The following is a 12581-nucleotide window of genomic DNA, read 5'->3' as shown; positions in this document are numbered from 1 at the left end:
CCCCGGCCCCGGTCTCCCCGTCCCTGGTCGATGCGCGGCCGACGCGCTCCGCGGCGCTACGAGCGCACCGCGTCCCGGGGCAGCGGCACCAGTGCGGCGCCGACCCGTTCGACCAGCAGCGCCATCTCGTAACCCACCTGCCCCACGTCGCAGCTGCGGGCGGCGAGCACCGCCATCGACGAGCCGTCGCTGATCGACATCAGGAAGAGGTACCCGCTGTCCATCTCGATGACGGTCTGCAGCACACCACCGGCGCTGAACATCCGGGCGGCACCCTCGGTCAGGCTCACCACGCCCGAGGTGATCGCGGCGAGCTGGTCCGCCCGGTCCCCGGGCAGATCCCGGGAGGAGGCGAGCAGCAGCCCGTCCGCGGACACCGCCACCACGTGGGCGATGCCCGCCACGCTGTCGGCGAAGTTGGTGAGCAGCCAACCCATGTCCTGCATGGCCGCTGGCCTGTTCATCGGTTCTCCTTGGTCGAGGTGCGGGTCTGGTCCGTTCCGGCCGTCCGGCCGCGCTGAACGCCGCGGTGGTAGGCCGACAACAGACCACGTACTTCATCCGGGGTGCGCCGGCTGCGCTCCCGGCCGCCGCGCGGCTCGATGCCGCCCGGCACGAGCTGCGCCTGCGGAACCCGCTTCGGCAGCCCGGAGCGGGTGGTGCCGGCGGCGGCGGGCTCGGCCGCCCGGCTGGCGCGTGACCAGCCCTCGTCGGCCGCGGTCCGCCAGGCGTCCGGATCGGTGCCGGACGCGGACGCCGGCGCCGCGGTGGGCGTGCTCGCCGGCGGAGTGTACGACGGTGGCGGCTCGTTCGCCGGTGCGGTGCCGCTGCCGGCCGGCGTCCGGGTGGGCAGCGGAGTGCTGGCCTTGGCCGCGGCCCGGCCGGCGCTCGGAGCGGCCGGCGAGGGGGTGGCCGGTGCGGGGGTGGCCGGTGCGGGGGTGGCCGGTGCGGGGGTGGCGGGTGCCTCGCTGCCCGACGCGCCGCCACCGGGCTCGTCGAACCGGGGCCGGGCGAAGATGGCGGTGGCGTCGTCGCCGTGCGACCGGAACCAGACCGCCTCCATCTCCCGGAAGATCGGGGCCTCGCCCACCGGTTCGGGGCGGGCCTTGATTGGCGCCGCCGCGGCCGGCGGGGCCGGCGGCATGACGGACGAGGCCGGCGACATCGCGGGCGGGGCCGGCGGCATGACGGGCGGGGCCGGCGGCATCACCGGCGAGGCCGGCGACATCGCGGGCGGGGCCGGCGACATCGCGGGCGGAGCGGGCGGAGCCGGCGGCATGGACGACGTGGCGACGGGCGTGAGCGGCGGCGCGGCGGGCGGCTCGGCTGCCGACCCGCGCCGCGGCAACGGAGGCCGGGAGGGGGTCGGCGGTTCGTTGAAGCCGATGCCCGCCCCGAATCCCGGGCGGGCCGACGGCACGGCCGGCGGGACCGCGGGCGCCGGCACGGTCGGGTAGGCGTCGGTGAGGCCGCCGGCCGACACCGGCGAGGCGCTCTCCCGGGCGTCGACCGGGGCCTGCCACGGCGCCGGCGCCGGCGCGCTGGTACGCCACTGGTCGGTCAGCGTCGCAGCCGACGTCAGGCCGGTACGCGGTTCGGCGACGGCGACCGGGGCGTGCGGTGCCTGCTCGACCGCCATCGGCTGGCGGGGCCGGGTGAGCACCTGCTCGCGACCCCGCTGCGACGGCAGCACCACGGTCGCGGCGGGCAGCGTCACCTGCGCGACGGTGCCACCCTCGACGTTGCGGCGCAGCTCGACCCGGATGCCGTAGCGGGACGCGAGCCGGCTGACCACCGCGAGACCCATCAGCCGGAACGCCGCGACATCCACGCTCGGCGGGGCGGCCAACCGGCGGTTCAGCGAGTCCATCTGCTCGTCGCTGAGGCCGAGCCCACGGTCCTCGATCTGGATCAGCACGTAGTCGCGGATCCGGCGGCCGTCGGCCACCACGGTGGTGTTCGGCGGCGAGAAGCGGGTGGCGTTGTCGAGCAGCTCCGCGACGAGCCGGACCACGTCGTTGACCGCGTTCGCGGCGACGGAGATGTCGGTGTCCACGGTGCCGAACTCGATGCGGTTGTAGAGCTCCACCTCGGACTGCGCGGCCCGCAGCACGTCGACCAGCAGCGCGTCGTCACGGCGCGGCACGGCCGAGTCGGCCCCGGCCAGGACCAGCAGGTTCTCGTCGTTGCGACGCATCCGGGTGGCCAGGTGGTCGAGCTCGAAGAGCTGGGCCAGCCGCTTCGGGTCCTCCTCGCTGCGCTCGATCGCGTCCAGCTCGCCGATCATGCGGTCGACCAGGGTCTGACTGCGCCGGGCCAGGTTGAGGAACATCGCCGAGACGCTGGTCCGCAGGGCGGCCTGCTCGGCGGCGACCCGGACGGCCTCCCGGTGTACGACGTTGAAGGCCAGCGCGACCTGGCCGACCTCGTCCCGGCTCTGCAGGTTGATCGGGTCGCGGACCTGCCGGACGATCTCGTCCACCCCGCCCTCGCCGACGCTGCCCATGTTCTGCAGCCGCTGCACCGCGTCCGGCAGGTCGTGGTTGGCCACCGACAGGGCGCCCTCGCGCAGCCGGCGCAGCGAGTGGTTGAGCGACCGCGCCAGCACCACCGCGAGCGACACCGCGATGAGCAGGGTCAGCAGCACCAGCACCGACTCGACGACGGCCTGCCGGATGACGTCCGACCGGGTCTGGTCGGTCTGGGCGAAGAGCTGGTCCTGCAGCTGGATCTCGGCCCAGCGCATCAGGTCGTTGACGGCGCCGATGGCGGCGGTGGCGTCCCGCGCGGTGACCAGCGGACGCTGCCCGACCGAGCGGGTGATGTCCGACGCCACCCGGTCGGCGAGACCGACCGCGTCGCCGGAGACGGTGCTGTTGACCAGGGCGCGCTGCGCCGGGCCGGCCGCCAACGAGAAGGCGAGCAGCGCCTCCTGCTGGCTGGTCTGGGTGGCGACGAACGAGGAGAACTGCTCCTCGTCGAGCTGACCGGCGCTGAGCGCGGTGAAGGCGACCGCCTCCTCCTCGGCCACCGCGGACTTCGCCCGGGCGAACGCGGCGACCGCTCGCCGGCTGTCCGCCAGGCTCTCGCCGCCGGGCAGCTGGGCGAGGCCGTCGCCGTAGGAGACCAGGTCGGCGAGGATGACGCCGTAGCGCAGAACCGCCTCGGCGACGGCCATCTGCCGGCGGTCGAGCACCTCCTGCCGGGTGCCGGTCAGCGTCTCCAGGTGGTCGTCGATGGCGGTCAACCGCTCCCCGACCGCGGCCGGCACGTCGCTGATCCGGTCCCGCTCCTCGCGGTACGCGGCGATCCGCTGGTCGCTCTGGCGCACCCGCAGGTTGTACGCGTCCGCGGGTTGCTGCGGCACGGCCAGGTAGGCCGCGGCGGCCATCCGCTCGGCGTGCAGATCCTGGGTGAGCGCGGAGACGTCGATGGAGAGCGCGGTCAGCGACCGGGCCTGACTCGCTTCGTAGGCGCCCTCGCCGACCGAGATGAGTCGGACGGTGGCCAGCGCGATCACCGCGGCGACCGGCACCACCAGGATCAGCGCCAGCTTCGAACGGATCCGGGCGTCCCGCAGCCGAGGCATCCGACGACGGGTCGGCCGGTTGTCCGCACGTTTCGCGGGCAGGGTCGTCGGTCCGGTGCTCACGACATCGCCTCCGTCGTTTCTTCCACGCCTGACCCGTCGAAAAGTGCCGGGCCCGGTGGGCGGCGGCACGCGCGGCACGGCCGCGATTTCATCAGAGAAGGATCTGTTTGGGAAGCCGCAGCGGGGCAGGAAACGGTCGGACGGCACGCAACCCGTGTTCCGGTCAACTGATACCTTCATTTCCGCAAGCCCGTGAACAGGGCATGTGACTCCAGAGTGGTCACCCGTGTATGGACAGTGACCGTTTGCAAACATCGTGTGACCCCACCATGTGGGATGCCCGTCCCGAAACGGCCCACCGAGCCCGCGCTTGACCGCAGCGCCCGCCGTTGGCAAGGTTTTGCAGGCTTCGCGCACACCGTACGGCAGACTCTTCCCGTCGCTCTACTGAGGACGGACTAGCGGCGGTGACCGGGCAGCGCCCGCGCCCGCACCTGGAGGACGACTTGACCCCCATCCGCTCCGCGACCATCGCGGCGCTCGCATCCGTCGTGCTGGCCGGCACCCTCACCGGCTGCCAGTTCGGCGCGGAGGACGAGGCGGCGAGTCCGATCGTGATCGCCGCGGACCTCGAACTCTCCGGCGCCGCGGCCCCGGTCGGGAAGGCTTACCAGCGCGCCCTGGAACTGAAGGTCGAACAACTGAACTCCTCCGGCGCTTTGAACGGCCGGCGGATCGACCTGAAGGTGAAGGACAACCGTTCCGACGCCAGCGAATCACTACGCAACATCGGTGACTTCAGCAACGATTCCCGGGTCAGCGCCATCATCATGGGCGGCTGCAACGAATGCGCGATCGGCGCGGTGCGGACCATCAACGAGAAGAAGATCCCGACCATCGCGCTCGCCGGGTCCGGTGCGATATCCAACCCGGTGGCTGATCGGCGGTACGTGTTCAAGTTGGGCCCGAACGCGGCCGACAGCGCCGCCGCCCTCACCACCGAACTGCGCCGCAAGGGTGTCCGGAACGTCGGGCTGCTGCACAGCGACGACGACTACGGTCGCGAGGGACTGACCGCGCTCGACCGGGAGCTGGACAAGGTCGGCATCAAGCTGCGCCCGGCGGCCGTGCGGATCACCGACACCGAGATCAGCCAGCCGGTCCGGACCCTCACCGCCCGCAAGCCCGACGCCCTGGTCGTCTGGACCCCGCCGGAGCAGGCCGCCCTGGCCGCCACCGGCGCGCAGCAGGCCGGCTTCAGCGGCTCGCTCTACTTCGACGCCGGGGCCGCCGGTGACCTCTTCCTCGGCTCGGCGGCCCGGGCCACCGAGCGGGCGACGCTGGTCTTCACCCAGACCATGGTAATCGACGACGTCATCGCCACCACGCCCGCCAAGGCGGCCCGCCGGCAGTGGTTCCAGGACTACACGGCCCGCTTCGGCGGCTACAACGGCGCCTCGTCGTTCGCCGCCGACGCGGTGCAGCTGATCGCCGACGCCGAGCTGCGCACCGGCAGCCCGGCCGAGCGGGTCGACCGGGACGGCATCCGCGACGTGCTCGAGACCTCGCAGCTGGACGGCCTCTCCGGGCCGATCCGGATGACCCCGGACAACCACTCCGGCCTGATGCCGCAGGCGCTCACCACCCTGGTGGCGCGCAACGGGCGCTGGCGGCTGGCGGGCTGAACGCGAAGGGCCGGCCTCCCGGATCGGGGGCCGGCCCGCGTCGCCGCGGCTGGGCTACCGGCTGCTGGTGGTCTCGCGGACCCACGGCAGCGCGAAGCGCTCGACCACCACGAGGGCGGTGTAGAGCAGGATGCTGACCAGCGCGACCAGCATGATCGCCGCCCAGGCGGTGGCGGTGTCGCCGATTCCCGCGTACTGCTGGATGACGTAGCCGAGGCCGCCCTCGCCGGCCTGGAACTCGCCGATCACCGCGCCGATCGCGGCCAGTGGCATGGCCACCTTGAGCCCGACGAAGATCTGCGGCAGCGCGGCCGGGAAGCGCACCTTGCGGAACGCCTGCCAGCGCGACGCGTTCCAGGAGCGGACCAGCTCGGCGAGGTCGGCCGGGGTGGTGGTCAGCCCGGTCGCGGTGGAGAGCACGATCGGGAAGAAGCAGAGCAGGAAGACCATGGTGAGGATCGGCCGCTGGCCCCAGCCGAGCGCCACCACGAGCAGCGGGCCCAGCGTGATCTTCGGTACCGCGTTCACCGCGACGAGCAGCGGGGTGAACATCCGCTCCACCATCCGGGACGAGGCCAGGGTCAGCCCGATCAGGACACCGGCCGCCGCCGAGAGCGCGAAGCCGATCAGGATCTCCAGCGTGGTGTCGCCGGTGTGCTCCAGCATCAGGGCCGGCTTGTCGACGAACGCGGTCAGCACGTCCGCCGGTGGCGGCAGCGCCGCCGGGTGCACCAGCTCCAGCCGGGCGACCAGCCACCACACCGCGAGGGCGACCAGCAGACCGACCGTGGGCAGGGCGGCGCCCGCGCCGGCACGTACCCCGGCACCCCGGCGCGCGCCCGCCGCGGGCCCGGCGGTTGCCGGGGTGGCTTCGGCCGCCGGCTCCGCCGACCGGACCTCGGTCATGGTGTCCTCCTTCGGTTCCGCCGGCCCACGGGCCGGCACGGAGCCGGGGCACGCCCCGCCGGAGCCCGGCGGGACGCGCCCCGGATGACCTCGACGATCAGGCCTTCGGCGCGAGGCTGAAGTCGATGATCTGGTCGGGGGTGATGTTCTGCTTCAGGGCGCCGGCGCCCTGCAGGATCGCGATGCTCTTGGCCACCCGGCCGCTGTCCAGGGTGCCCAGGACGGTGCCGGAGTTGCTCGACCGGACGTAGCCGGCCATCAGCTGCAGCTCGGCGGCGGCCGCGGTGGTGTTGGTCGCGTCCACGTTCTTCTTCAGGATCTCCGCCGCCTCCTGCGGGTTGGCCAGGCTGTACTCCAGGCCCTTCATCAGCGCGGCGGTGAACTTCTTGACCATCTCCGGCTTCTCCTTGGCGTTCTTCGCCGAGGTGATCAGCACGTTGCCGTAGAGGTCCTGCATCACGTTGCTGTACGGCAGCATGACGGCCTTCTTGCCCTTGGCCACCGACTCGATGGTCGGCTGGCCGACGACGAACTGCCCGATGCCGTCCACCTGGCCGGTGGCGAGCGTGCCGATCAGCGTCTGCGCCTCACCGTTGACCCAGGTCACCTTGCTCGCGTCCACGCCGGCCATCCGGGCGTACGTCGGGAAGAGGTTGCGGACCACGGAGCCGGGGGTGTCCGCGAGCTTCTTGCCCTCCAGGTCCTTCGGGGAGGCGATGCCCTTGCCGTCGAGGGTGGCGATGCCGGCCATGGTGCGCTGCTGGATCGCGGCCACCGCGATGAAGTCCTTGGCCTGGCCGTTGCCGAGCTGGAGCAGTCCACCGGTCAGGTCGATCGGGCCGAAGTCGGCCTGGCCCCCGACGACGGTCTGGATCACGCCGCCGGTGCCCTGACCGGCCTTGATCTCGACGTCGAAGCCCGCGTCCTTGAAGAAGCCCTTGTCCTTCGCCACCCAGGCGTAGGAGTCACGGCCGAACTGGCCGAAGGAGGTGAGGTAGGTCACCTTCTCCAGCGCTCCACCGTTCCCACCGGCAGCGTCGTCGGACGAGTCCGAGTCGCCGCTGCAGCCGGCGGCGAACGCGAGGGCGGTGGCCAGCGCGGCGGCGGCGACCGTACGGGTCAGCCTTCTCATCAGTGCACCATGTCCTTTCCGACCGGGGCCGACAGGCCGCCGGAGGGGTTGTCGCGGGGCGCCGGCGGAAGGGGGGCAGGCCGGCACGACCGTCGTGAGGGGACTCTTCGCGGGCACAGCGTACGAGAATCCCACCTTTGCGACGCCAGGCATGCCGGGTTGCGGAACGGAAACAAACTGACGTCCACCCCGGACGGTGCGATGGAGACACGAGCCGGATAGCCTTTCCCGGATTCCTGACCGACCAATCAGGGGAGGCCGCCGGAGATGATCCGACTGTCCGGTGTGTCCCGTACCTTCGAAGGCCGGTCCGGCCGGGTCGAGGCACTGCGGGGCATCGACCTCGACGTCGCCGAGAGCGAGTTCGTGGCCGTTCTCGGCCGCTCCGGCTGCGGCAAGTCCACCCTGCTCCGGCTCGTCGCGGGACTGCTACCGGTGACCGCCGGCGAGATCACCGTCGCCGGTGCCCCGGTCGCCAAGCCCCGCCGGGACATCGCGATGCTGTTCCAGCGGCCGGCCCTGCTGCCGTGGCGCACCGTGCTCGACAACGTGCTGTTGCCGGTCGAGATCTTCGGCTGGAGCCGGGCGAAGCACAAAGAGCGCGCCCGGCAACTGCTCGACCTGGCCGGGCTGGCCGGCTTCGAGAAACGCCTGCCGCACGAGCTCTCCGGCGGCATGCAGCAGCGGGTCGCGCTGTGCCGGTCGCTGATCGGCGAGCCGCGCGTGATGCTGATGGACGAGCCGTTCTCCGCGCTGGACGCGCTCACCCGCGAGGAGCTCGCCGGTGAACTCCAGCGGGTGCACATGGAGAACGGCGCGACCGTCGTCTTCGTCACCCACTCGATCGACGAGGCGGTGCTGCTCGCCGACCGCGTCGTCGTGCTCAGTCCCCGACCCGGCCGGATCCGCAAGGTCGTCGAGGTGGACATCCCCCGGCCGCGCACCCTCGGCCGCAACGCGCACCTCGCCGATGTCGCCCGGGTCAGCGCAGACCTGCACGAGCTGCTGATGGAACGCGACCAGCCGGCGAGCACCGGCGCGGAGGGACGATGAACATGCGGGTGTCGGTCTTCACCGAGCCGCACCGGGGCGCCAGCTACGACGACCAGCTCCGCTTCGCCCGGCTGGTCGAGGCGGCCGGCTTCGAAGGTTTCCTCCGCGCCGACCACTACCAGTCGATGGGTGCCGACCCGGGGCTGCCCGGGCCGACCGACGCCTGGCTGACCCTGGCCGCGCTGGCCCGGGAGACCACCCGGATCCGGCTCGGCACGCTGGTCACCTCGGCCACCTTCCGGCTGCCCGGCCCACTCGCGGTGATGGTCGCCCAGGTCGACCAGATGAGCGGTGGCCGGATCGAGCTGGGCATCGGCGCCGGCTGGTTCGAGCGCGAACACCGCTCCTACGGCATCCCGTTCCCCGCGGTCGGCGAACGCTTCGACCGGCTGGCCGAGCAGCTCGAAGTCATCACCGGGCTGTGGCGGACCCCGGTCGGTGGCTCCTACACCTTCACCGGTGACCACTACCGCCTGGTGGACGCCCCGGCGCTACCCAAGCCGGTGCAGGTGCCCGGCCCACCGATCATCGTGGGTGGCCGCGGCCCGAAGCGGACCCCGGACCTGGCGGCCCGCTACGCCGACGAGTTCAACATGCCGTTCAAGTCCGTGGACGAGACCGCCGAGGCGTACGAGCGGGTGCGGGAGGCCTGCGACCGGGTGGGCCGGGCCGAATCCGGGCGGGCCCCGCTGGTGCTCTCCGCCGGGATCGTGGTGGCGATCGGCCGAACCGACGCCGAGGCCGAGCGACGAGCCGCGCCACTGCACGTCGCCAGCGCGCTCCCGCCGGAGTCCCCGGTGATCGGCTCGCCCGCCGAGCTGGTCGAGCGGATCGGCGAGTTCGCCGCGATCGGCGCCACCCGGGTGCACCTGCGACTGATCGACCTCGCCGACCTGGACCACCTGGAACTGATCGGCAGCGAGGTGCTTCCGCAGTTGGACGGAGACCAATGACCGACGTGACGAACGTGACCGACGCAGTCGAGCTCGGGCCGGTGGGCCAGGAGATCGTGTACGAGAACGACCGGGTCCGGGTCTGGCACATCCGGCTGGAGCCGGGCGAGCGCCAGCCCCTGCACCGGCACGACCACCCCTACCTGGTGGTGGCGATCGAGGGCGCCAGGAACGTGGTGCAGACGGTCGACGGCACCCGGATCGACGCGGACGAGCCGACCGGCGGAGTGGTCTACCGCGATCCGGGCGCGGTGCACATGCTCACCAATGTCGGGGATACGACGTACCTGGCCCGGCTGGTCGAACTCAAGTAGACCGACCGGTCAGGCGGGCGGTCGCGCGCGGCGCGCCGGTGGCGGTCCGGTGTACCGGGTGCGTAACGTGCCCGATATGGCCTATCGGACCTGGGGCAGACTGCTGCTCACCGCGCTCGGAGTGAGCGTGCTGGCCGGGGCCGGCCAGCTGGGCATCGCGTACGGCTTCGGCATCGTGCGGCTCACCGGCGGGTTCACCGGCGCGACCGTCAACCAGTGGCCGGCCCAGCTCGTCTGGGTGGGCTGGTTCGCGGCGAACGCGGCCGTGGCCGGCGCGGTGCTCACCGAGCGCCTGGCCCGCCGGGACGCGCTACCCGTCAGCACCGGCCGGCAACTGGCCGTCGGCGCGGCCGCCGCGCTCGGCGCCACCGTCATCGCCCCACTCTGCATGCAGCCCGCGCGGGCCGCGGAGCTGGTCTCCGTCGACCCGGTCTTCGCGGTCGGCATCTGCGCCGTCCTCGGCGCGGTCGTCGGCGCCGGCGCGGCGATCGCAGTCCTGCTCAACCCGCCGTTGGGCTGGAACGCGGCGGCGGTCGCCGGCGCGATCTGGCTGTTCGCGCTGGTCTCCGCGCTGCCGTCGCTCGGCGTCGACGGGCCGCTGCGTGCCGTCCGGCTCGGCGTGCTCGAGCCGACCTGGCTGGCCACGGACGCGGCCCAGCGCCTGTCGCTGATCCTGCTGCCCCTCGTGGCGCTGCTCGCCGGCGCGGCGACGGCCGGGCTGGCCCGCTGGCGGGGCCAGGTACCGCTGATCAGCGCCGCGACCGGGGTGGCCGGTCCGGTGCTGGTGGCGTTCGCCTACCTGACCGCCGGTCCCGGCGACCCGGTGAACCGGTACCAGACCACGCCCTACTACGGCGCGCTGATCGCGGTGGCCGCCGGGGCGCTCGGCGCGACCGCGGCCGCCGTGCTGCGCTGGCCGACACGCGCCCGGGCCACCGGTGCGCACGCCATCGAGCCGAGCGACATCCTCCGCCCGCTGCCCGCCGGGCCGGCGCTGCCGACCGCCGAGTCGACCGTCACCGACCACTCGGCCGGCGAGCAGGCGGAGCCGGCCGGCGCGGACCTGGCCGGCCGGTCCGGCGGTACGGTCCCCGCCACCGGCGGCACCCCGGGCGACGGGGACGCCTCGCCCCGGAGCACCCCCGCCCACTGGGACTGGCCGGCGGCCGCCCGGCCCGCGCCGACCTGGTCGGGCGCGGACCCCGAGAACGCTCGGCCCGGCGCTGACCTGCCCACGTCACGGCTGACGGTCGAGTCGACGCTGGGTCGGCCGGTCGCGCCGCCGGCGCAGCCCGCCGCCAGTCCCCACTCCACCAGCCACTCCATGAAGCCCACCGCGGCAGGGGCCGGCCGGACCGCCGAGCGCACCGTGGCCGAGGCCACCCGGACCGCCGAGCCCACCGTGGCCGAGGCCACCCGGACCGCCAAGCCCACCGTGGCCGAGGCCAGCCCGACCGCCGAACCCACCGCGGCCGAGGCGGCCCCGACCGCCCGTCCCATCGGACCGGCCGGGCCCGACGGCGCCACCCGGACCACCGCGGTCGAGACCGACCGGACCGGTAAGGAGGCCGTCGACGCCGCCGGGTCCATCGCCGGCGAATCCCACCGCGCCGCCGGGGCCGGCCAGCCGGTCGAGGGCGGCGTCGCGTCGGGGCACGGGGCGAGCGCGGCTCCGGCACCCGGCCCGGCCACCTCGGCCGAGGCACCGAAACCGCCGAGGGCGCGGCGCGGCCCGGCACGTCCCACCGGTGACCCGGTCACCACGTCACCGACCGCCACGGGGACGGACCAGCGCACCGGTGACGACCCGGCCGCGCCGGACCGGACGGTCGGCGACCCGACCGGCGCCGGCCGACCGGCCACCGGCGACCCGGCGGCCACCGTGGACCCGGCAGCCGCCGCCACCGGCACGACGGCGGCACCGGCGCCCAAGCCCCGGCGGACCCGCAAGCCCCGCTCCACCTCGACCGGCAAGTCCGGCGCGGTGGCGAAGCCGGTCAGCGGGAGCACCCCGCCGGACGCCGCCGTCCCACCGGCCGACGCGCCGGACGCCGCCGGGACGTCTGCCGTGGACGAGCCGACCGGCGCCCCGGCGTTCCCGGCCCAGCCGACCACAGCGCCGGCCCCGCGTGACGAATTGAGCGGCGGCCCCGCCCCGCACGACGAGCCGAGCCCCACCCCGACGTTCCGGACGGAGCCCACCGGCGCTCCGGCGTTCCCGGCGGAGCCGGCGTCGAGCGCACCGGCCGGCCTGCCGGCGAGCGGCGATCCTGCCGGCACGTCCGAGACCGAGCGGCCGAGCCCGCTCCCGCCGGCGTGGCAGGTCGCACCGGCCTGGCCGGTCCCGCCGCGATCCGCGCCGCCGAGCGCCGACCCCGCGGCACCGCCGGCTCGGGAGGAGCCCACCGCGCCGGCCGCCCGAGCCCGGCACCGGGCCCCGCTGCCGGACCTCAACCGGGCCGCGGACTGGGAGGCCCTCGCCACCGCGCGCCGCGCCGGCCCGCAGTCGACCGGCCCGCAGTCGACCGGCGCTCCGGACACCGCGCCGAGCGGACCGTCGACCGGCCCCGAAACGGCCGAGGCCGAGCTGTCGGGTGAGCCGGCCGAGGGCGCGACCACCGAGCCGATTGCGGCGGACCAGGCCGCCGGCCGGGGCCGGGGCCGGCTCGGGCTGTTCCGGCGCGGCCGCTCCCGCACCGACGCCGAGACCGTCACCGAGCCGGAACCGCTGCCGGAGCAGGACGAGGAATTCGTCGACTGGGTCGCCGGGCTGAGCAAGCCGGTGCCGGACAACGAGCCCGAGCAGGAGAGCGGGCGACGGTCGCTGCGCTCCAGCGGCCGGCACCACCGGGACTGAACCCGACCGCCCGGGTGTCGCCGCGGCGACACCCGGGCGGGGATGCCCTGGCAGAACGGGCAGGCGCCGGTGCGCGCAGCGCCCTGCTG

At 74.2% G+C, this 12581-nt stretch carries 9 protein-coding genes; 5 read left to right on the top strand and 4 right to left on the bottom strand.

Going from position 1 to position 12581, the window contains the following annotated elements; genetic code table 11:
- Positions 1-56: 56 nt before the first annotated feature.
- Entirely contained in the window at positions 57-464 is a 408-nt protein-coding gene (locus AB0C04_RS09610) for a roadblock/LC7 domain-containing protein (protein WP_007465177.1), read from the bottom strand.
- Positions 461-3652, bottom strand: a complete 3192-nt coding sequence (locus tag AB0C04_RS09605; protein ID WP_357050907.1) for a nitrate- and nitrite sensing domain-containing protein — start codon at positions 3650-3652, stop codon at positions 461-463. The genes AB0C04_RS09610 and AB0C04_RS09605 overlap by 4 nt, the downstream gene beginning before the upstream one ends.
- A 446-nt stretch (positions 3653-4098) precedes the next feature.
- Between AB0C04_RS09605 and AB0C04_RS09600 the strand changes: the two genes are divergently transcribed.
- On the top strand, positions 4099-5277 hold the full coding sequence (locus AB0C04_RS09600) for an ABC transporter substrate-binding protein (RefSeq protein ID WP_357052189.1): 1179 nt from the start codon (positions 4099-4101) through the stop codon (positions 5275-5277).
- 54 nt (positions 5278-5331) lie between these two features.
- On the opposite strand, the gene AB0C04_RS09595 is transcribed toward AB0C04_RS09600, so the two are convergent.
- Both AB0C04_RS09595 and AB0C04_RS09590 read right to left on the bottom strand, forming a co-directional pair.
- Positions 5332-6183 (bottom strand): ABC transporter permease, encoded by an 852-nt coding sequence (locus tag AB0C04_RS09595; RefSeq protein WP_357050904.1) that lies wholly within the window; start codon positions 6181-6183, stop codon positions 5332-5334.
- A gap of 97 nt (positions 6184-6280) precedes the next feature.
- Positions 6281-7315: an ABC transporter substrate-binding protein gene (locus AB0C04_RS09590; RefSeq protein ID WP_357050901.1), complete on the bottom strand. Its 1035-nt coding sequence runs from the start codon at positions 7313-7315 to the stop codon at positions 6281-6283.
- A gap of 267 nt (positions 7316-7582) precedes the next feature.
- Here AB0C04_RS09590 and AB0C04_RS09585 point away from each other — a divergent pair, with 267 nt between their 5' ends.
- The 4 genes from AB0C04_RS09585 to AB0C04_RS09570 all read left to right on the top strand — a co-directional run bounded on the left by AB0C04_RS09585 (position 7583) and on the right by AB0C04_RS09570 (position 12492).
- Positions 7583-8368, top strand: a complete 786-nt coding sequence (locus AB0C04_RS09585) for an ABC transporter ATP-binding protein (protein ID WP_357050897.1) — start codon at positions 7583-7585, stop codon at positions 8366-8368.
- 2 nt (positions 8369-8370) lie between these two features.
- The gene (locus AB0C04_RS09580) at positions 8371-9321 is read left to right on the top strand and encodes an LLM class F420-dependent oxidoreductase (protein WP_357052186.1); all 951 of its coding nucleotides are present in this window, start codon (positions 8371-8373) and stop codon (positions 9319-9321) included.
- A complete protein-coding gene (locus tag AB0C04_RS09575; protein ID WP_357050894.1) occupies positions 9318-9635 on the top strand; it encodes a cupin in 318 nt (105 codons plus the stop codon). The genes AB0C04_RS09580 and AB0C04_RS09575 overlap by 4 nt, the downstream gene beginning before the upstream one ends.
- Positions 9636-9711: 76 nt before the next feature.
- Positions 9712-12492, top strand: coding sequence for a hypothetical protein (locus AB0C04_RS09570; protein ID WP_357050891.1), 2781 nt, complete (start codon positions 9712-9714; stop codon positions 12490-12492).
- The last annotated feature ends 89 nt before the right edge of the window (positions 12493-12581 follow it).

Source organism: Micromonospora sp. NPDC048909 (genome assembly GCF_040649635.1).
Taxonomy (GTDB): domain Bacteria; phylum Actinomycetota; class Actinomycetes; order Mycobacteriales; family Micromonosporaceae; genus Micromonospora.
Note: the sequence above shows the minus strand (reverse complement) of the source record. Positions and strands in the feature narration are given on the sequence as shown.

Bases quoted from the DNA above. Each gene is read 5' to 3' on its own strand.
- AB0C04_RS09610 (WP_007465177.1), bottom strand. From the start codon at position 464: ATGAACAGGCCAGCGGCCATGCAGGACATGGGTTGGCTGCTCACCAAC.
- AB0C04_RS09595 (WP_357050904.1), bottom strand. From the start codon at position 6,183: ATGACCGAGGTCCGGTCGGCGGAGCCGGCGGCCGAAGCCACCCCGGCA.
- AB0C04_RS09590 (WP_357050901.1), bottom strand. From the start codon at position 7,315: ATGAGAAGGCTGACCCGTACGGTCGCCGCCGCCGCGCTGGCCACCGCC.
- AB0C04_RS09585 (WP_357050897.1), top strand. From the start codon at position 7,583: ATGATCCGACTGTCCGGTGTGTCCCGTACCTTCGAAGGCCGGTCCGGC.
- AB0C04_RS09580 (WP_357052186.1), top strand. From the start codon at position 8,371: ATGCGGGTGTCGGTCTTCACCGAGCCGCACCGGGGCGCCAGCTACGAC.
- AB0C04_RS09575 (WP_357050894.1), top strand. From the start codon at position 9,318: ATGACCGACGTGACGAACGTGACCGACGCAGTCGAGCTCGGGCCGGTG.
- AB0C04_RS09570 (WP_357050891.1), top strand. From the start codon at position 9,712: ATGGCCTATCGGACCTGGGGCAGACTGCTGCTCACCGCGCTCGGAGTG.